Source organism: Streptomyces sp. NPDC093252, assembly GCF_040683675.1.
In the GTDB taxonomy this organism is placed as follows: Bacteria; Actinomycetota; Actinomycetes; order Streptomycetales; family Streptomycetaceae; genus Streptomyces.
On the sequence record NZ_JBFBEM010000010.1, the window covers coordinates 163,120 to 182,524 of the forward strand.

Consider the following 19,405-nt stretch of genomic DNA (forward strand, 5'->3'; position numbering starts at 1 on the left):
CGGAGGGGGAGGGGCCACCCCGTAGACTGGTGGATCGGCCGGACCGGCCGGATGGGTCGCACCGGCCGGATGCGCCGGATGGGCCGGACCGGTTCAGTGAGAGGCAATCGCACCGCACCGCCCCTCCCGGCTCACCCTCCAGTCCCTCTCACCCACGGGAAGACGTCAACGTGTCGCTCACGATCGGAATCGTCGGTCTGCCGAATGTCGGCAAGTCGACCCTGTTCAACGCCCTGACCAAGAACGACGTGCTCGCGGCCAACTACCCGTTCGCCACGATCGAGCCGAACGTGGGTGTGGTCGGCGTCCCCGACCCCCGGCTGGCGAAGCTGGCGGAGATCTTCACGTCCGAGCGGATCCTCCCGGCGACGGTCGACTTCGTGGACATCGCGGGCATCGTGCGCGGCGCGTCGGAGGGGGAGGGCCTGGGCAACAAGTTCCTGGCGAACATCCGTGAGTCGGACGCGATCTGCCAGGTCATCCGGGCCTTCAAGGACGAGAACGTGGTCCATGTCGACGGCAAGGTCTCGCCCAAGGACGACATCGAGACGATCAACACCGAGCTGATCCTGGCCGACCTCCAGACGATCGAGAAGGTCCTGCCGCGCCTCCAGAAGGACTCGCGGATCAAGAAGGACCTGGCGCCCAAGGTGGCGGCGGTGGAGGAGGCCAAGGAGATCCTGGAGCGCGGCGACACGCTCTTCGCGCACGGCATCGTCCAGGGCAGCGAGAAGGCGTCCCCCCTGCACGACCTGCACCTCCTCACCACCAAGCCCTTCCTCTACGTCTTCAACGTCGACGAGGACGAACTGGTCGACGACTCCTTCAAGGCCGCCCAGAGCGCCCTGGTCGCCCCCGCCGAGGCGATCTTCTTGAACGCCAAGCTGGAGGCGGACCTCGCGGAACTCGACGAGGCCGACGCCATGGAACTCCTGGAGTCCGTCGGCGCCGAGGAACCGGGCCTCGCCACCCTCGCCCGCGTCGGCTTCAACACCCTCGGCCTCCAGACTTACCTCACCGCAGGCCCCAAGGAATCCCGCGCCTGGACCATCAAGAAGGGCGCGACGGCCCCGGAAGCGGCCGGCGTCATCCACACCGACTTCCAGAAGGGCTTCATCAAGGCGGAGGTCATCTCCTTCGCCGACCTGGTGGAGACGGGCTCGGTGGCGGAGGCCCGGGCCAAGGGGAAGGCTCGGATGGAGGGCAAGGAGTATGTGATGCGGGATGGGGATGTGGTGGAGTTTCGTTTCAACGTGTAGTCGTGCAGCTACCACACGTGACGTGACTGGTCGAGTGCGCAGCTCGGAAGGGGTCGGACTCTGTCGAGTCCGACCCCTTCGTCGTCACCGTGCTGGATGGGTGCTGGATATTCTGACGTGGAGTCAGTGAGTGATCAGGTCTCGTAAACGGTGGACCGGTGTCCCACGTGAACGACCCAGATCACCAGCTCGCCGTTGTCGATCGTGTAGACGACGCGGTAGTCGCCCACTCGCAGGCGACGGCGTTCTGGCTGTGACACGAGCGCAGTGGTGTTGAAACCGAGAGGGTCGGTCTCCAGCTCGGTCAGCTTGGCCAGGATGCGCAGCGCCATGTCGCGGGGGATCTTCCGAAGCTCGGCCTGCGCCTCGGGGCGGAAGACGGTTCGGTACTCACTCACCGCGCGCCAGCGTCTCCCTCATGATGTCCTCGATCGGGATGCCGGTTGCCGGGTTGGCCATGCGCTCGTCGATGATCCGGTTGATCTCGCGCTCTTCCCACTCCTGGTACTTGCGCAGCACCTCGATGGACACCACAGCGGCGACTTCCTTGCCCCGGCGCGTGATCACCGTGGGTACGTCGTCGCGGTCCGCGCGCTCCACGACCTCGGCCAGATGTGCGCGCACGTCGCGAATGGACTCTATGGGTAGCGGCTGCGTCATGCGCTCAAGCGTACCGAGTGTTCCAGGTGTACACAACGTCGCCGACGGGTGACCTGCCCTCGCCGCGGACGTGCGTGCTGGGCGAACCCGCACGGTGCTGGATTGGTGCTGGATCGCTGCTTCCAGAACCGCGTTTCCGCAGTTCATAGCTCCGCGCTGAAAGTTCCGCTTCAACGTGTAGGCCACGCGTTGGTGTGGGTGTGGCGGACCAGGAGGGTTCGCCGGTCAGGTGGGGTCTGCTCGATTTGGGTGGGCCCCGCTGGTGTGTGCACGGCCGGTGTCGGCTGGGCTGGATGGACTGACGGCGGTCATCTGGCAGTTGAGGGTGTGAGGGTCCGTACGGCCGTATGCGGCCTTCCCTCGGGTGGCCCTCACCCGTACAGCGCCAGGCCCCCCGGGCTGTCGCCCTTGAACCGCTGGCCCGCCGCGATCTCTTCGCCGATCACCGACCAGGCGGTCTCGTCGTCCTGGAAGGGGAGGGGGTCGATGCCCGACGTCTCCTCGCCGATGCGCTCGACCTCGCGTTCCAGTCGCTCGAAGCCCGCCTCCTCGTCGTCGCCGAAGGTGAACTCCTCCAGCAGTCGCTGGAACCTGACGGTGACCTGGATCAGGGAAGAGACGTCCGTGTGGAGTCCGCCCACGGTCTCCTCGTCGGAGTCGAAGGCGTACACCGTGCCGGAATCGGGGTCCAGGGCGAGGTGGGCGTTGAGCAGCCAGCCGATGACGGGCCAGCCGGTCATGTCTGGCGAGGCGTTCTCGAAGTCCTCGATGTCGAGGACGTCCTGTACGAGGGGCAGTCGGCCGGAGTCCTCGTCGGGCTCGCGCAACCGGAGTGTCCCGGTGGGGACGCCGACGGTCCGGAGGAGGCGGGCGCCCTCGGTGTCCGCGGCGGCGGGCGGGAAGGCGGCGGCGGGCAGGGACGCGAGTCGTTCCTCGCCGAAGAGGCCGACGAGTTCGCTGCGGATGATGTCGAAAAGCACTGCCGGAACTCCGAATTCGGCTGCGGTGGCGGTAGGGCGCCGTGGCTTGGATCAGTGGAGGGGAAGGGGTGCTGTTACGGTATCGGGGATCGATTGTGGTGCTTTTGGTGAATCCGATTCTAGTCTATTCTGCGATTCCGTTCTGCTTCTCTTTTGCTCATTTCGTCCCGCCCGCTCTCGTCCCGTCCGCCTTCTTACGGAACGAATCTGTTCTCCTGGGGGGAGAGGTTCATCACCGTATCAGTGCGTCCCCCCGTGACACCGTGTTGGTCCCACTGCTCATGCAGCCAATTGACGTAGGCGCGGTGTTCCCGGTCCCTTCTGTGCTTGCTGAGTTCCTCGCCGTCCGCCCCCTTCTCGGACTGGTTGTACATTGCACTGTGAGTGACCTCAAGATTGTCGGGGAATTCTCTCGCGAGGTATTTGTCGCATTTGGGATTCTTCTGGCAGGGCTCCCGTTCGGTGTACAACTCACTGACCCTGTCCTCCTGGCCGTTCTTGATCAGCGGGTGTCCGATGGAGCGTTCGGAGTGGGACTCGCCGCTGGCCCCGACCAGGATGAATCGATTCCCCTGGCCGTCGTCGTACAGCGCTGAGGCGTAGTTTCCGCCCGGGATGTAGGAGTCGGGGCGTTCCGTGCGATTGGCGAAGCGGCCGAGCTGGGTGGCGCGGGCCAGGTCGGTGGAGCCGGGCGCGACCTTGGTGGAGTCGACCGTGTCGCCCGTGCCGGGCTTGCCCTTGCGCTGCTTCTCTCCGGGGTTGTTCCACGGGTACCAGGCCCTTTCGCCGAGTGCGTCGTTCACTCCGGAGGTGTCGTTGGGGCGGACGGGGGTGGTGGTCCCGTCGTGGTGAAGCTGACGGATCGTTCCGTCATCGCTGAGCAGGTACATGGGCGTGTCGCCCTCGCCTGTCTGCTCCACCTTCTTGACCTGGACCTTGCCGGCCTCGTCGCCGATGTCGTGGTCCTTCTGCTTGAGATGCTTGGAAGCGGCCTTCACCTGGCCCGGGATGGTGTCGGTGACATGGTCGGTCGCCTTCTTCGCGGCCTTCTCCAGTCCCTCGACGGCTTCTTCGAGAATGCCGTCGAAGGCTTGGCTGAAGGAGTCCTTGCCCTTGGTCTTGCCGAACGCGGTCTTCGACTTGCCGAGATGGAGGTGTGTCTTGCCCCCCATGTCGCTGCCGTGGAGGGAGATCTTGCCCGCGCCGTCCTCGAACTCGCCGTGGTCGATGGCCGTCTTCTTGGCCCCGCCCGGTGTGTCGGATCCCCCATCGCCACCGGCGGAGGCCAGTTGCATCGCGCCGGGGTTGTCACCGGGATGGAAGGCGCCTTCGGCGAGGTCGAGCACGGTGTCCGTGAGGAGTTGCTGGAGTCTGCCGGTGACGGGCTCGGTGAGCCGGGTGATCAGCTCGTCGACGATCTGGTCGACCGCCTCGTCGATGAGCCGTTTCGCGATGGTTCGCATCAGCGCGATCTCACCGGCGGCGACGGCGGCCGTGATGCCCAGGGTCAGGGGGGCGGCGGCGAGTTCGGCGACGATGGTCGCGGCCAGTACGCCGAGTTCGATGCCCGCCTTGACCTTCATGCCCCGGATGACCTGACCGACGCCGTCGCAGGCGTCCGCGAACAGGCGGGCCACCTCGGGGAGTTTGTCCAGATGACCGGCCTTCACATGGGTCCAGTGCTTCCGCATGGACTCGACGGCCCAGCCCTCGGAGGAGGTGAGGACACGGGTCATGGCCGTGTGCGCGTCGCCGCCGTGGCCCTCGAACTGCTCGGCGAAGTCCCGCAGGGACGTCGCCATCTCGAAGTAGTCGTCCTCGTCGACATTGGGCCATCTGACCCCGATGAGATCGAGTGCCTCGTCGACGATGCTCGGCAGTACCAGACCCATGGCCGCTCCGTCCCCCGACAAACCGCAGCCACCAGCTAACGGGCCGAATTGTCAGGTGCACAGAGACAATTCGGCCGTGTCGCCGCTCTGTGACAGGCATCTCATCCGACGGTGACAGCAAGGGAGTTGACGGAGGCTCGGACATGGGCAGGGCACGGACGGCGACGAGTGTGAAGGACTGACCGGCCGGGCCTTCGCTGGGGGCCGCCCGTCCTCACGGCAGCGCGGACCGGCGGCCGGCGCGATTCCGTCGGCGGTCGGGGTGCGCACCCCGGTCGCCACCGTTCACCGCGCAGTCGCCGCAGTCGCCGCCGTCACCGCAGTCGCCGCTCCCGCGTTCGTAGGCGCAGCCGCACGAGGGTCTCGTCCGTCCCCACCACCAGGTCCCCCTCTGCCGTGAAGGCAAGAGCGTGGACCTGGCTGCCGGGGTGGAAGGTGTGCAGCCGGTCGTCGTCCAGAGCGCGATGTTCGACGAGGCCGTCGGCCCAGGCGATGGCGAAGGCGATCACGCCGTCGGCCGTCGTCGTCACCGCCACCGCGTTGACCGCGCAGGCGCGGGCGGCCACCGGATCGGGCAGGGGATCGGTGTGCGGGGCCCACGCCCGCACGGTGCCGTCGGCGCCGCCCGAGTACAGCAGGGGGATGGTGGTCCCGGCCGCGACGGGCAGGACGGTCCCGGCAACCGAAGTGACGCGCCCCCGGTGCAGCGGTGCGGTACGCGGCTCGGCGCCGACACCCACCACATGGACCGTTCCGCCGGCGTCACCGACGACGACCCGGTCTCCCGCGCGGGTCAGAGCGGTGACCGTCGCCTCGCGGTGCCGCGTGTACTCCCGGACGGAGGCGAGAAGGCGTTCGGGTGCGGAGGGGCCGTCGCCCAGCAGGGCGGCGAGCCCCTTGGGCCTCGCGGAGTCGAGGGCGTACCGGGTGTGCACCAGGCCGTGCTCGTCCAGGACGCTGACGGTGCCGTCGCCGTGGTCGGCGGTGCAGCGGACACCGGGTGTGGTGTGCGGGAGGCGTCCGGTGGGGCGGGCGCTCTCCGCGTCGAGGACCCGCACGGTGCCCTGGTGGTCGGCGACGACGAGCTGACCGGCCAGGGGGCCGCCACCGGCCGTCAGGGAACGGACCGGGCCGGGCCACGGCGGGGTGACATCGCCGCGCACCCGGTGCCAGACGACGGTCCACGAGGCATCGTCGGCGGCGGCGCGCAGGGCGGTGGGCAGGCGCGGATCACCGGCGTCACCGAGGGCGGCCAGCAGGACCACGGCGCGTTCGGCGGTCGGCTGCTCGCGGGTCAGGGAGGCACCGGCCCGCAGCCACGCGGCGCGCAGTCCGCCGTGGCTCCGCCCGGAACGCTCGTACGCGGTGGTCACGCTCCAGGGGTCGGCGGCGCAGACCGAGGCGGGATCGTCCAGATCTAACGGTTCCGTCGGCTCGGGGCCCCGCTCCGTGGCCCCGGTCGGTGCGGAGGGGTGGGCCGCGTCCCAGGCCGCGCGACGCGTCCCGTCGGTCCACCGGGGCTCGTCCAGGTCCATACGGGCGCACGGTCCGGCGGTGAGTGCCCGCTCCCAGCGCGTCCCGGAGCGGACCTCCACGAGAACCCGGACGTGGTCCAACGCGGCCAGTCCCAGGATCAGGTCGACGAGGGCGCCGGGCTGCTCGGCGGCGTCCAGTCCGGGCAGCGCGACGACGGTGCGGCGCGCGTCGGCGGCGAGGGCGGCCAGCAGGTCGCCCGGGGAGCGGGCGGCGATGGACAACTGCTCGCCGAGCATCCAGACGGCCGTGGTCGCGGTCTGGCCGGGCAGCGGTACGAAGCCGTGGACGCGGCGTTCACCGACGGTCCCGGGCCGGGTGCCGTTCCCGATCAGCCAGGCGAGGAGCCCCGCCGAGCCGCTGTCCTCGGCGCCGGTGACGACGGCGAGGCGTGGAGCGCGGGGGTCGGCGAGCCAGGAGAGCAGGGCGGCAGCGGCGGGTTCCCGCCCGGAAGCGGGCCGGGACCAGCGCGCGGGTTCGTCGGCCGTCACCCGCCCGTCCTCCTCCCTGCGGCGACCGGGCGGCGGCGGATCACTGCCGGGCCTGCTGCGCGGCGTGGGTGATGAGTTCCCTGATGCCTTCCTCACGGGACTCCGCGGTGCTGCCGTACGTGAAGCTGTGGGTGAACTCGGCATGGGGGAGGACGGCCTGGAGCCAGGCGGAGCAGTAGTGGCCCGGCATCATGCAGGGTTCGAGTTCGCAGTAGACGCGGCGGACCTGCCCGGGCTCCACACCGGCGGCGGAGAGCCGCTGCCAGAGCTGCTCCTCGGGGTGGGGCCGGCCGGGACCGGCCTGGGCGGTGACGATCTGCTTCCCACCGTCCTCGCCGACGTACTCGAACGCCGATGAAAAGGGGAAGTTGAGGGTGTGGCGGACGTCGTCGAGAACCCGTGACCACCAGTGCTCCCGGTCGGCGACGGCCGCCGGGTCGATCCGCCGGATCTCCTGGACCAGCTCGGTGAACGCCACGGCGGCGGACTGGAGTCCGTCGGACGCCGCGATCACCGGGAGGGCGCGGTCCAGGGCGGCGGCGCAGTGGGTGAAGGCGGCCACATCCGAGCTGACGAAGAGGGCGCCTTCGCCGCGGCCGAGAAACAGGGCCTGGACCGATCCGTCGGTGCGCACGCACAGGTGCGCCAGCCGGTCGGTGCCGATACGCACCCAGTCCGCCCACTCCCCGTGCAGGGCGACGCCCCGGTGGCCGCTGTACATCCCGAGCGTGTGACCGTCGGTGTCGTCCGCCGCGAGGAAGTACGGGCCGACGTGCAGCGGCACGCCGACCTGCGCGAGATGGGCACGGGCCGGGCCCGGTACGGTCCCGTACGAGGCGGGCACGCTGATGCGGCGCAACCCCTGGGGGCCGAACTGCGCGATGGCGGGGTCCGAGGGAACGTCGGGCATCGCAGACCTCTCACGGCGGCGGACTGACCGGCTCCACCCTATGGGCAGGCCGCGCGTGGAGCCGGGGCGGTGACGAATCCGGGGCGACGCCGCCGTGGTTCTGAACGAGCCGTTCCGGCGCGGAACAGGCTCGCCAGGGCTCGTTCCCTACAGCAGATGGTCCGCCTTGCCCGCCTTGATGTCGGTGATGAGGGTGCGGAGGGCTTCGCGGGAGTCGGTGAGGTAGTGGTGTTCTTGGCCGTTGACGGTTATGTAGGCGTTGCCGTGGGGGTCGGTGCCGAGGCGGAAGCATGAACTTCCTTCGCCGCAGAAGGGGGCTTCCCAGGTGATGTCGGGCATCTGGCTTCTCCTCAGAGCTGTTGGGCGATCTGGCGGATCAAATCGCGGGACTGCTCCCGTGACAGTGCCAAGTCTTCCAACAGGTCGAGTTGCGCCCGGTATTTCGCGAGTTGGCCGTCGGCGTGCAGGAAGACAGGACCATGAGAGTTGTCCACCTGCACGGTGTCGAGCTGCTGTACGGGGCCCTCGGTGTAGACGACCGTGTGCCCTGCTCCGGGGAATGCTCCGTGACTGAAGGGCAGGACAAGCACGGTGATGTTGTCCCGTTCCGAAGCCTCCAGCAGGTACTCCAACTGAGCCCGGGTGACGTCTCTTCCGCCGAACTGCATCCGCAGCGCCGCCTCGTGGATGACAGCCACGTAGGGGGCGGGGTTGTCCCTGGTGATGATCTGCTGGCGTTCCGAACGGTGCGCCAGCCGTAGTGCGACCTCGTGCTCGGGCAACTGGGGGACAACCGCGCGGAAAATGGCCATGGCGTGCGCCGAGGTCTGAAGAAGTCCCGGCACATGCACGGTGTTCGCGCCGCGCAGGCGTACCGCACCGGCCTCCGTCTCGGAGATGTCCAGGAGCCCTGGGGGCAGGCTGCCCCGGTAGCGCTCCCACCATCCTGTTCCGTTCGGCTCCGCCATCTCGACCAAGGCGTCGACGTATGTCTCGTCGGTGCAGTCGCAGTTGCAGGCCAGCGTGCGCAGCCGTTCGGCGCTGATCGCGCGTAGTCCGGACTCCATGTTGGAGATCCTGCTCTGATCGACGCCGAGGAGCCCTGCGGCGTACACCGCCGACATGCCAGCGGTGGTGCGCATTCTGCGCAGCTCACTCCCTAGGCGCTTCTGGCGTTGGGTGAGGATCGTCCTTGGTGGCATACCGGACCTCTCGTGCCGTGAGGCGTTCACGTGGACTCGACGAGCACTACTTCACCGCATCGAGGCCATTATTGCGAACCGGATGGCAAATATGGCCCCTGATGTCCTACTGTCGGTGGCACGCAGGCTACACACCGCAATGGCGACCCCACCCCCGTCGAGGAGTCCCCCATGCCCGAAATCCCCCCCGTCCCCGCCCACTGGCGTTTCCCCGCGCACCCCGCCTCCGTGCGGCGGGCCCGGCGTGCTGTCGCGGAGGCGTTGCCGTGTGCCCTTCGCCCTCACCTTCACGACGACCTCAGCCTGTTGACCTCGGAGCTGGTCACCAATGCCATCCGGCACGGTGCCCGCCCGGCGGGCGACGATCTCATCGAACTCGTCCTCTGGCCCGCCGACGGGCACTACTGGCTCGCCGTCTCCGATCCGGGCACCGGCAAGCCCGTCCCGGCGCACCCGGACGCCGACTCGGAGAGTGGTCGCGGGCTGCTGCTGGTCGAGAGCCTCGCTGCCGCCTGGGCCGTCCGGCCCCGCCCCGCGCGCGGGACGTCCGTCGTCGCGGGGCTCTCCCTCCGGTACGGCGGTTGAGCGTCCCGCCGTACCGTCACACCCCGTACGCCGCCAAGAACACCCCGCAAGCCGCCCCCGCCCTCCCCTCCACCTCCGCCCCGTCCAGCCGCCCCCCCGGCCGGAACATCGCCCGGTTCACCGGGGTCCACATCGTCAGCCCCGCGAAGTGCTCCGCCGCGGTCTGCGGGTCCGGGGTGTTGAGGAGCCCTCGGTCGGTGAGGCGGCGGAAGCCGTCCGCCAGGGTGGCGAGGCCGCGTTCGAAGCCCTGCTCGTAGTACGTGCGGCCCAGGTCGGGGAAGCGTTCGGCCTCGCTGATGACCAGGCGGCGGAGCTGGATCACCTCGGGGCGGTGCAGGGCGGTGATGCAGCGCTGGGCGAGGGTGTTCAGCTCGGCGGGCACATCCGTCGTCGTCTCGAACGTCGTCGTCACGTCCTGGAAGAGGGAGTCGATGCCCTGCACCGAGTCCAGGATCAGGCCCGTGAAGAGCTGCTCCTTGCCGCTGAAGTGCTTGTAGAGGGTCTGCTTGGAGACGCCGGCCTTCGCGGCGATCTCGTCCATGCTCGTGCCCGGGTAGCCCTTGGCCAGGAAGAGTTCCGTGGCCGCCGCCACCATCGCCCGCCGTTTCTGCGCCGAGCGGCCCCCCTCGCCGCCGGGGAGGGCGGAGGGCTTGGACGGCGTGGGCTGCTCCGTGCGGTTCCTGGTGGGCATTCCGCTCCTCGGGTGCTGTGACGGGGTCCCCCCGTCCGGATGGATAGTACTGGACAGTCCAGTTTCTGTGTGGGTACTGTACCGTCCAGTTCCAGAGAGCGGCCTCAACCGGCCCTGAAGTGGGGAGATGTCATGGCGTCCGTGACCAATGCGTCCAGCGAGTTGCAGCAGCGCGTCCAGGCCGTCGTCGACGACCTGGTCGACTGGGGGGTCGAGCGGGGGATCCAGGTCGCCGTGCACCGCGAGGGGCGCCTCGTCGCCGAGGCGTGGGCCGGGGTCGCCGACCCGGAGCACAAGCTGGACGTGAACGGCGACACCCTCTTCTACGCCACCTCCACCGGGAAGGCCGCCACCGCCACCCTCGTGCATGTGCTGGCCGAGCGCGGGGCCTTCGGGTACGACACCCGGATCGCCGAGCTGTGGCCCGAGTTCGGGGCCGAGGGGAAGGGCGAGATCACCGTGGGGCACGCGCTGACCCATCGGGCCGGGGTGCCGGGGCTGCCCGTCGACACCACCCCCGAGGACCTGGGCGACTGGGAGAAGATGTGCGCCGCCCTCGCCGCCGCCCGGCCCTGGTGGGCGCCGGGGACCGAGATGGGGTATCACGCGCAGAGTTTTGGATTTTTGCTGGGTGAGGTGGTCCGGCGGGCTACTGGGGTGCCGGTGTCCGCCGCGCTGCGGCAGTACGTCACCGAGCCGCTCGGTATCGCCGACCAGGTGTACTTCGGGGTGCCGGGGGAGGCGTTGGGGCGCGTCGCCCGCCTGGAGGACGGGCCGATGCCCGAGATGCCGGAAGGGGTGGACATGAGTGAAGTGGATATGGGTGGGATGGAGGACCTGTCCTTCTTCCGGGTCGTCGACGGGTACACCGCCGCCCCGCTGGCCGCCCTCCCCGACGCCGCCTTCGGCAATCGCCCCGACGTCCTCGGGGCCGACATCCCGGCCGGGGCCACCATGACCGCCCGGGGCATGTCCCGGCTGCTCGCCGCGCTGATGGACGACGTCGACGGGGTCCGGCTCATCGGGCCCGAGCGGCTGCGCCAGGTCTCGGCCGTCGCCGCCCAGGGCGTCGACCAGGTCATCGGGTTCCCGGTCACCCGCGGGCTCGGGTACGACCTCGGGTACTCCTGGCCCATGGCGGCGGGCCCTACCTCCGTCTTCGGCGCCGCCGGGAGCGGCGGGACCGCCGCCTACGCCGACACCGCCACCCGCACCTCCTTCGCCGTCGTCAAGAACATCCACTCACCCGGCGACTACAGCACCGCCCAGCGCATCGCGGAGGTCATCGACGAGGGGTGACCGCGTGCGTCGGTCACTCCATCGCCGCCCCGCCCCCGCGCCCGCCCCCGAACGCCTCCGAGGGATCTGCGCCGCAGGACGAAGCGGGCGTACCCCGTGAACCGCAGGGCTCCGGCGGGCCGTTGGCCGGACTCCTCCCACAGTTCGCGGACGGCCGCCTCGCACGGCCTCTCGCCCAGGTCGATCAGCCCGCCGGGCAGTTCCCAGGCAGTTCCCGGGCGCGCCGGGGGCGCGCTCCCCGGTGAGCGGACGAACGCCGTGGGCCCGTCGCCTCTCCCCTCATCCGCCGGATTCACGCCCTCCCCACCACCTCCCCGCACGCCCCCGCATACCCCCGCACCAGCGCCCGGTGCCGTTCCTCCCCCCGTCGCCAGGCCAGCACATACCGGCTCGGCCCCAGCCCCCGCACCGGCCGGACGGCCACCCCGCCCAGGGTGATCAGCGGCGCGTTGCCCGCGGCGACCAGGCAGACGCCGAGCCCGGCGACGAGGGCCTCGTACGTCTCCTCCGTGCTCGCTATCTCCGCGCCGATCCGGGGCGGGGACGTACGGGCGTCCAGGCCGAGGAAATGGTCGCGGAGGCAGCCCGCGCTGTGCGGGAGGGCGAGGAAGGGCTCGTCGGTCAGGTCGGTGAAGTCGATGGTCGTGCGGGCGGCGAGCGGATGGTGGTCGGGGAGGGCGACCAGGCGGTGTTCCTCCGAGATCACCGTCCAGTCGTAGCGCTCGGGCTCGGTGAGCGGGAGCCAGACGAAGGCCACGTCCGTGGTGCCGTCCGCGAGCCCGGCCGTCGGGTCGTCCCAGCCGATCGGGCGCAGCCGGACCGTCGCCCCGGGGTGCGTGGCGGAGAACCGGGAGCGGATCGCGGGAAGCAGCCCGCCCCGGCCGGGGCTGGTGCTCAGGCCGACCACCAGGGTGCCGCGCCGGGCCGCGCGGGTCTCCTCGACGGCCGCCGCGCCCCGTTCCCAGGCGGCCAGCACCCGGCGGGCGTGCGGCAGCAGCGCGTCCCCGGCGGCGGTCAGGGTGACGCCCCCCGGATCCCGCCGGAACAGATCCGTGCCGAGCTGCCGCTCCAGCGCGCGGATCTGCTTGCTCAGCGCGGGCTGGGACACGTAGAGCCGCTCGGCGGCCCGGGTGAAGTGGAGTTCCTCGGCGACCGCGATGAAGTACCGCAGGTCCCGGGTGTGTACGTCCGGTGTCGCCGCCGTCATGGTCGTCGGACCGCCTCGGTGCCTGGATCGTCGTCCCGTGTCATAGCCATTGGTTATCAGGCTAGGTCTTGGACCCCGCCGCGCGCCACGGGCGAGGCTGATGGGGACAGGGAATGGCACGGGAGACGACGGCCGGGAGGCGCGATGAACAAGGTGTGGTTCGTGACGGGCGCGAGCAGCGGGTTCGGGCGGGCGATCACCGAGGCCGCGCTCGCCGACGGCGATGTGGTGATCGGCGCGGCGCGGCGCGCGGCGGCGCTGGACGATCTGGTGGCGGCGTATCCGGATCAGGTGGAGGCGCTGGAGCTGGATGTCACCGATACCGGGGCCGCCGGGGCGGCGGTCGCGGAGGTGCTGGCGCGGCACGGGCGGATCGACGTCCTGGTCAACAACGCCGGGCGGACGCATGTCGGGGCCATGGAGGAGACCACAGACGATGAGCTGCGGGCGCTGTTCGATGTCCATGTCTTCGGTCCGGCGGCGCTGACCCGGGCGGTGCTGCCGGCCATGCGGGAGCGCCGGTCGGGCGCGATCGTGCAGATGAGCAGCATGGGCGGGCAGCTCTCCTTCGCGGGCTTCGGGGCGTACAGCGCGACCAAGTTCGCCCTGGAGGGGCTGTCGGAGGCGCTGGCGGACGAGATGCGGGAGTTCGGGGTGCGGGTGCTGATCGTGGAGCCGGGGGCCTTTCGGACCGGGCTGTTCCGGGGCGGCACGGCCGGGGCGAGCGCGGACGGCGGCCACTATCCGGCGGTCACCGGCACCCGGCGGATGATCGCCGCCGGGGACGGCAGCCAGCCCGGCGACCCGGCGAAGGCGGCGGCCCTGGTGCTGGCCGCGCTGGCGGCACCGGACGCCCCGCTGCGGCTGCCGCTCGGCGACGACGCGGTGAGCGCCGTCCTGGCCCACGCGGACCGGGTGCGGGCCGAGGTGACGGCCTGGGAGAAGCGGACCCGGGACACCGCGCTGGAGGAGTAGCGGACGGGCAGGGTCTGCCAGTCACGGTCTGAGGGACGCGGTCTGAGGGCCACGGTCCGGCGGGCGCGATTTGGCGGGCGCTGTCTGACGGGCGTGGTCTGACGGCCACGGTCCGGAGGGCGTGGTCTGACGGGCGCGGTCCGGCGGCCACGGTCCGGCGGGCGCGATCTGCCAGCCACGGTCTGACAGGCGCGGTCTGACGGCCCCTTTGCTGAATCAAGGATCAGCACAGGGGCCGTCGGGCCGCGCCGCGCGGGCATGTCGGGGGTGTGGTGCGCGGGCATGTCGGGGGTGTGGCGCGAACGTGACGACCGTGCAGGGCCTCTTGTGCAAATCCTGTGGAGGCATCAATCTTTCGGCTGACACACCGGCACACACACCGGCACGCATCCCGGATCTGGATTGACATGGACCTGCCATAAACAGGTCCGGTCGTGCCCGGATCCGTGTGCCGCACCACCCCCACACACCGACGCACCACCGATGAGGAGGATCCCTCGGATGGCAGTGATGCGTACTCCCCACACCTCCCCCCACACCTCTCCCCCCGCCTCCCCCCACCCCGGCGCCACCCGGCGAAGACTGACGGCGATCAGCGTCTTCGCCTCGGCGGCCCTCGCCGCCGGTCTCCTATCCGCCCTCCCCGCCGGAGCGGCGCCCGCGGCCGAGGGCCGCATCCAGTACGAGGGCGCGGCCAACGCCGTCGCCGACAGCTTCATCGTCACCCTGAAGCCCGACCACGCCCGCTCCGGCACCGCCGCGGGCAAGGCGATCACCGACAAGTACGGCGCCGGTATCGAGCGCACGTACACCAAGGCCCTGAACGGCTACGAGATCGAGGCCACCGAGGCCGAGGCCAAGCGCCTCGCCGCCGACCCCGCCGTCGCCTCCGTCGTCCAGAACCGCACCTTCACCATCGCCGCCACCCAGCCCAACCCGCCCTCCTGGGGCCTGGACCGCATCGACCAGCGCAATCTGCCGCTGGACAACTCCTACACCTACCCGGACCACGGCGGTCAGGGCGTCACCGTCTACGTCATCGACACCGGGGTCCGCATCACCCACAGCGACTTCGGCGGCCGGGCCAGCTACGGCTACGACGCCATCGACAACGACAACACCGCGCAGGACGGCCACGGCCACGGCACCCATGTCGCCGGTACCGCCGCGGGCACCGCGTACGGCGTCGCCAAGAAGGCCAACATCGTCGGTGTGCGGGTGCTGAACAACTCCGGGTCGGGGACCACCGCGCAGGTCGTCGCCGGGATCGACTGGGTGGCCCGGAACGCCGTCAAGCCCGCCGTGGCCAACATGTCGCTCGGCGGCGGCGCCGACACCGCGCTCGACACGGCCGTCCGCAACGCCATCGCCACCGGGGTCACCTTCGCCGTCGCGGGCGGCAACGAGTCCACCGACGCCTCCACCCGCTCGCCCGCCCGGGTCACCGAGGCCATCACGGTCGGCGCCACCACCTCGACCGACGCCAAGGCCACCTACTCCAACTACGGCAGCGTCCTGGACTTGTTCGCGCCGGGCTCTTCCATCACCTCGGCCTGGAACACCAACGACACCGCCACCAGCACCATCAGCGGCACCTCGATGGCCACCCCGCACGTGGCGGGCGCGGCGGCGCTCCACCTGGCCGCCAACCCGACCGCCACCCCGGCGCAGGTCTCCACGGCGCTGACCACCGCGGCCACCCCCAATGTCGTCACCGGCCCCGGCACCGGCTCCCCGAACCGGCTCCTGTACGTCGGCTCCGGCACCCCGAACCCGCCCGGACCGCGCTTCGAGAACACCGCCGACTACGCCATCGCCGACAACACCACCGTCGAGTCCCCGCTGACCGTCTCCGGCGTCACCGGCAACGCCCCGGCCGCGCTCTCCGTCGAGGTGCACATCGTGCACTCCTACATCGGTGACCTCCAGGTCCAGCTCATCGCCCCGGACGGCACCGCGTACACCCTCAAGGCGTACGGGACGGGCGGCAGCGCCGACAACATCGACACCACCTACTCCGTCAACGCCTCCTCCGAGGTCGCCAACGGCAGTTGGAAGCTGCGCGTCAGCGACAACGCGAACGCCGACACCGGCCGCATCGACGCCTGGGCCCTCCAGTTCTGACCCCGGCCCCGGCACCTCACCAGCACGCGCCGAGGGCCTCTGACGGCCCGTAGCACCCACGGCACCCGAGGCACCCCACCCCGCCCCCGCGCACGGTCACCGGCCACCCCGGTCCCCCGCGGGGGCGGGGCACGTACACCGGTCACCCCGGTCCCCGCGGGGGCGGGGCACGTACGATGCCGGGACCCGCGGGAACGCCGCGGACCCCCCGACTCGCCCCCGCCAGGAGCACGGCACCCGTGTCCATACCCCCGCCGCCCTCGGACCCCCAGCAGCAGCCGCCCTACGGCGGTGGCTACGGCTACCCGCCGCCCCCGCCGGGCGGCCCCTATCCGCCGCAGCAGCCCTGGGCCCCGTACCCGCCGCCGCAGCGGCCGTCGCTGAACGCCCTCGCCGTGGCCGCCCTGGTGCTGGGCATCCTGTGTCTGCTGCCCGGCGTCGGACTGGTCCTCGGGCTGGTGGCGCTGGCCCAGATCCGGCGCAGGGGCGAGCGCGGCAAGGGCATGGCGATCACGGGGGCGGCGCTGTCGGCGGTCGGACTGCTGCTCTGGACGCTGTTCTTCACCACGGGCGCCTCGGACGAGTTCCTGGACGGCGTCAAGGAGGGCGTCCGCGAGAGCAGCACGCTGTACGTCCCCAAGGGCAAGTGCTTCAACACCCCCGACGGCACCTCCGAGGGCGTGATGTACGACGTCGACGAGGTGCCCTGCGCGGACGCGCACGAGGGCGAGGTGTTCGCCACCTTCGCGCTGCCCGAGGGCGACTTCCCCGGCGACAACCGGCTCGCGGAGATCGCCGACGAGCGCTGCTACGGGCTGCGTGACGACTACGCCATGGACACCTGGGCGGTGCCCGACAACGTCGACGTGTACTACCTGGTGCCGATCCCCAGCAGTTGGCGGCTGGGCGACCGCGAGGTCACCTGCTTCTTCGGCCATGTCGACTCCGGCGCCACCCTCACCGGCTCGCTGCGCGCCGACGCCACCACCCTGGACGAGCACCAGGTCCGCTATCTGACGGCCGAGCGGCTTCTGAACGAGGCCATGGACGCCGTCCCCGAGGCGGAGTACGTCGAGGACGATCTGCCGGGGCACCGGGAGTGGGCGCGCGAGATCGAGGCCGCGCTCGGCGAGCAGACCGCGCTCCTGGAGTCCCACCCCTGGCCGGCCGGCGCCGAGGAGCAGGTCGGCGACCTGGTCAAGGATCTGGAGGAGGCCCGGGGGGCCTGGGGCGAGGCGGCGGACGCCACGGACGCCGACACCTACTACGTCCACATGGACAAGGGGTTCGTGATGACCGACCCCGAGCGGTTCGTGCCCTCGCGCGAGGCCCTGGACCTGGAGACGACCCCGCCCTACACCTATGAGGACGACAGCGGCAGCGGGGGCGGCGGTTCCACGGGCGGCGGCGTTGACGTGTAAGCGCCGCACCAACGGGGAGAACGTGCCTGCGTAACCCCTCCCCGACCCCGTGTCATCACATCGAGTGATTCTCTGGCCTTTGCTTGCACCGCACAACCCACGGTTGCGACGCTGTTGCTGTCTGTACAACCTGATGGGAGCGGCCTGTGACTTTCGGTGAGCAGCCGGCGTATCTGCGTGTCGCGGGTGATCTCCGCAAGAAGATCGTCGACGGGCAGCTCCCGCCGCACACCCGGCTCCCCTCCCAGGCCCGCATCCGCGAGGAGTACGGCGTCTCGGACACGGTGGCGCTGGAGGCGCGCAAGGTGCTGATGGCCGAGGGCCTGGTCGAGGGCCGCTCCGGGTCCGGCACCTATGTCCGGGAGCGGCCGGTGCCCCGCCGTATCGCCCGCTCCGGGTACCGCGCGGGGGGCGGTGCCACACCGTTCCGGCAGGAGCAGGCCGACGTCGGGGCGCGGGGCACCTGGGAGTCGGGCAGCGCCCAGACCGAGGCGGGCGGGGCCATCGCGGAGCGGCTCGGCCTCAAGCCCGGTGAGCGGGTGATGCGCACCCGGTACGTGTTCCGGGAGGCGGGGGAGCCGATGATGCTCTCCACCTCCTGGGAACCCCTCTCCGTCACGGGGCGCACACCGGTGATGCTGCCCGAGGAGGGCCCGCTCGGCGGGATGGGCGTGGTGGAGCGGATGGCCGCCATCGACATCGTGGTGGACAACGTGACCGAGGAGGTCGGTGCCCGCCCCGGACTCGCCGAGGAACTGCTCGCCCTCGGGGGTGTTCCCGGCCATGTCGTGATCGTCGTCCAGCGCACGTTCTACGCGTCCGGGCGGCCCGTGGAGACCGCCGATGTGGTCATCCCGGCCGATCGGTACCGGGTGGCCTATCACCTGCCGGTGCGATAGCGCCGGGCTGACCGGCGGCTCCGCGCGCCGGGGACCGGGGGGCGCGCTCGGGAGCGCTCCGTCTGTCGTGGTGCGCTCTGTGTGAGCTGGCGTGCGCGGTCGCGCAAGACCCTTTCGGCCCCGGGTCGGCCGGGGGTGGGGCGCGTGGGGTGCCGGGCGGGGTGTTGTCGCAGGTCACCGGGGTGGGGTGGGTGGCGCCGGGCGCGGGATGCGCGGGAGTGCGCGGACGGCGCGTTCGCTGGCGCGCGCCCCCTGTGTCCTGGCTGGTTGCGTGCCTCTTTGTGAAAAGCCGTATTCGCTGCGTGAAGGTAAGGCGTAGGCTCGGGCATATGCGGATTGCGGTTTCCTTATCGGGTGGGGCTCGGCCGGGGACGCGGCACGTCGGGGCGGCAACGAGCGGAGGGGCGCGATGAACGACAGCACGGTCGTACTTCCCTGGCTCGTCATACGGCAGGACGACAACGGCAGCCGCTACCGCGTGGGGAGGTACGCCACCCGCGCCGAGGCCGAGCGGATAGCCGACAGCCTCGACACCCGGGGCCACAAACAGCTCTACTTCGTGGAACGCATCGACGGCCCGGACGACGACGGGGGCCGCACCCCGCTCCCCTGACCGGCGCCCGATTAGGCTCCCGCCCATGAGTGAACGCATCCTCGTGGTGGGAGCCGCCCTGTTCGACGGGGGACGGCTGCTCGCCGCCCGCCGCAGCGCCCCGCCCGCCACGGCCGGCCGCTGGGAGCTGCCCGGCGGCAAGGTGGAGCCCGGCGAGCGCCCCGAGGCCGCCCTGGTGCGCGAACTGCGCGAGGAACTGGGCGTCGAGGCCGACACCGTCGCCCGGGTCCCCGGCGAATGGCCCCTGACGGGCCCCTACGTCCTCCAGGTCTGGACGGCCCGGCTGCGCCCCGGCTCCCCGGCGCCGAAGCCCCTGGAGGACCACGACGACCTGCGCTGGCTCGGCCCGCGGGAGATCTGGGACGTGGAGTGGCTGGACCAGGACGTCCCCGCCGTCCGCGCCGCCGTCACCCGTCCGGACCCGGACCGCTGACCGGCCCCGAGGTAGCCCGGACTCCCGACCGTCGACCGGGCCCGAGGTAGCCCGGCCCCCCCGACCGTCGACCGGGCTCAAAGCAGCGGGCCCAGGGCGGCGGCCCCAAGGCAGCGGGCCCAAGGTAAGAAAAGCGGCAGCGCCCCGCGCACATGCGTCCGGAACCAGCGCATCCACCGGCGCACAACGCCCTCCCCACCCCCCTGGTCACGCGCTGCGTACGCCCTGGGT

Annotated in this window: 20 protein-coding genes; 9 read left to right on the top strand and 11 right to left on the bottom strand. The window is 71.1% G+C overall.

Annotated elements, in window-relative coordinates:
- The first annotated feature begins 170 nt into the window (after window positions 1-170).
- Window positions 171-1,259 carry a redox-regulated ATPase YchF gene (gene ychF / locus AB0O01_RS22145; RefSeq protein WP_365315727.1) on the top strand — a complete coding sequence of 363 codons (1,089 nt, stop codon included), beginning with the start codon at window positions 171-173 and terminating at the stop codon, window positions 1,257-1,259.
- Between the two features lie 134 nt (window positions 1,260-1,393).
- On the opposite strand, the gene AB0O01_RS22150 is transcribed toward ychF, so the two are convergent.
- The 8 genes from AB0O01_RS22150 to AB0O01_RS22185 all read right to left on the bottom strand — a co-directional run bounded on the left by AB0O01_RS22150 (window position 1,394) and on the right by AB0O01_RS22185 (window position 8,927).
- A complete protein-coding gene (locus AB0O01_RS22150; protein WP_099130288.1) occupies window positions 1,394-1,657 on the bottom strand; it encodes a type II toxin-antitoxin system RelE/ParE family toxin in 264 nt (87 codons plus the stop codon).
- Entirely contained in the window at window positions 1,650-1,919 is a 270-nt protein-coding gene (locus AB0O01_RS22155) for a type II toxin-antitoxin system Phd/YefM family antitoxin (protein ID WP_214943751.1), read from the bottom strand. Before AB0O01_RS22155 ends, AB0O01_RS22150 begins: the two co-directional genes overlap by 8 nt.
- A 371-nt stretch (window positions 1,920-2,290) precedes the next feature.
- Window positions 2,291-2,899, bottom strand: a complete 609-nt coding sequence (locus tag AB0O01_RS22160; RefSeq protein WP_365315729.1) for an SUKH-4 family immunity protein — start codon at window positions 2,897-2,899, stop codon at window positions 2,291-2,293.
- 194 nt (window positions 2,900-3,093) lie between these two features.
- Window positions 3,094-4,791 (bottom strand): nucleic acid/nucleotide deaminase domain-containing protein, encoded by a 1,698-nt coding sequence (locus AB0O01_RS22165; RefSeq protein ID WP_365315731.1) that lies wholly within the window; start codon window positions 4,789-4,791, stop codon window positions 3,094-3,096.
- Between the two features lie 314 nt (window positions 4,792-5,105).
- Window positions 5,106-6,815, bottom strand: a complete 1,710-nt coding sequence (locus tag AB0O01_RS22170; RefSeq protein WP_365315733.1) for a hypothetical protein — start codon at window positions 6,813-6,815, stop codon at window positions 5,106-5,108.
- A gap of 40 nt (window positions 6,816-6,855) precedes the next feature.
- Window positions 6,856-7,725: a nucleic acid/nucleotide deaminase domain-containing protein gene (locus tag AB0O01_RS22175; protein WP_365315735.1), complete on the bottom strand. Its 870-nt coding sequence runs from the start codon at window positions 7,723-7,725 to the stop codon at window positions 6,856-6,858.
- A 147-nt stretch (window positions 7,726-7,872) separates the two neighbouring features.
- Window positions 7,873-8,064, bottom strand: coding sequence for a hypothetical protein (locus AB0O01_RS22180; RefSeq protein ID WP_365315736.1), 192 nt, complete (start codon window positions 8,062-8,064; stop codon window positions 7,873-7,875).
- A gap of 11 nt (window positions 8,065-8,075) precedes the next feature.
- Window positions 8,076-8,927: a helix-turn-helix transcriptional regulator gene (locus AB0O01_RS22185; RefSeq protein WP_365315738.1), complete on the bottom strand. Its 852-nt coding sequence runs from the start codon at window positions 8,925-8,927 to the stop codon at window positions 8,076-8,078.
- Between the two features lie 171 nt (window positions 8,928-9,098).
- Between AB0O01_RS22185 and AB0O01_RS22190 the strand changes: the two genes are divergently transcribed.
- Window positions 9,099-9,512, top strand: coding sequence for an ATP-binding protein (locus AB0O01_RS22190; protein ID WP_365315739.1), 414 nt, complete (start codon window positions 9,099-9,101; stop codon window positions 9,510-9,512).
- 16 nt (window positions 9,513-9,528) lie between these two features.
- On the opposite strand, the gene AB0O01_RS22195 is transcribed toward AB0O01_RS22190, so the two are convergent.
- The gene (locus tag AB0O01_RS22195; protein ID WP_365315741.1) at window positions 9,529-10,203 is read right to left on the bottom strand and encodes a TetR/AcrR family transcriptional regulator; all 675 of its coding nucleotides are present in this window, start codon (window positions 10,201-10,203) and stop codon (window positions 9,529-9,531) included.
- Window positions 10,204-10,335: 132 nt separating this feature from the next.
- Here AB0O01_RS22195 and AB0O01_RS22200 point away from each other — a divergent pair, with 132 nt between their 5' ends.
- A complete protein-coding gene (locus AB0O01_RS22200) occupies window positions 10,336-11,502 on the top strand; it encodes a serine hydrolase domain-containing protein (protein WP_365315743.1) in 1,167 nt (388 codons plus the stop codon).
- Here AB0O01_RS22200 and AB0O01_RS22205 read toward each other — a convergent pair.
- Both AB0O01_RS22205 and AB0O01_RS22210 read right to left on the bottom strand, forming a co-directional pair.
- Entirely contained in the window at window positions 11,457-11,798 is a 342-nt protein-coding gene (locus tag AB0O01_RS22205) for an NUDIX domain-containing protein (protein WP_365315744.1), read from the bottom strand. The genes AB0O01_RS22200 and AB0O01_RS22205 overlap by 46 nt on opposite strands.
- Window positions 11,795-12,709 (bottom strand): LysR family transcriptional regulator, encoded by a 915-nt coding sequence (locus tag AB0O01_RS22210; RefSeq protein WP_365315746.1) that lies wholly within the window; start codon window positions 12,707-12,709, stop codon window positions 11,795-11,797. The genes AB0O01_RS22205 and AB0O01_RS22210 overlap by 4 nt, the downstream gene beginning before the upstream one ends.
- Before the next feature lie 144 nt (window positions 12,710-12,853).
- Between AB0O01_RS22210 and AB0O01_RS22215 the strand changes: the two genes are divergently transcribed.
- From AB0O01_RS22215 to AB0O01_RS22240, 6 genes are all read left to right on the top strand, one after another.
- A complete protein-coding gene (locus AB0O01_RS22215) occupies window positions 12,854-13,684 on the top strand; it encodes an oxidoreductase (protein WP_365315747.1) in 831 nt (276 codons plus the stop codon).
- Between the two features lie 510 nt (window positions 13,685-14,194).
- Complete coding sequence (locus tag AB0O01_RS22220; RefSeq protein WP_365315966.1) at window positions 14,195-15,808, top strand: S8 family serine peptidase; 1,614 nt, start codon at window positions 14,195-14,197, stop codon at window positions 15,806-15,808.
- Window positions 15,809-16,047: 239 nt separating this feature from the next.
- Window positions 16,048-17,229 (top strand): DUF4190 domain-containing protein, encoded by a 1,182-nt coding sequence (locus AB0O01_RS22225; protein WP_365315748.1) that lies wholly within the window; start codon window positions 16,048-16,050, stop codon window positions 17,227-17,229.
- A 146-nt stretch (window positions 17,230-17,375) separates the two neighbouring features.
- Complete coding sequence (locus AB0O01_RS22230) at window positions 17,376-18,128, top strand: GntR family transcriptional regulator (RefSeq protein WP_365315750.1); 753 nt, start codon at window positions 17,376-17,378, stop codon at window positions 18,126-18,128.
- A gap of 409 nt (window positions 18,129-18,537) precedes the next feature.
- Window positions 18,538-18,741: an SPOR domain-containing protein gene (locus tag AB0O01_RS22235; protein WP_365315751.1), complete on the top strand. Its 204-nt coding sequence runs from the start codon at window positions 18,538-18,540 to the stop codon at window positions 18,739-18,741.
- 25 nt (window positions 18,742-18,766) lie between these two features.
- On the top strand, window positions 18,767-19,174 hold the full coding sequence (locus tag AB0O01_RS22240) for a (deoxy)nucleoside triphosphate pyrophosphohydrolase (protein WP_365315753.1): 408 nt from the start codon (window positions 18,767-18,769) through the stop codon (window positions 19,172-19,174).
- Window positions 19,175-19,405 lie beyond the last annotated feature (231 nt).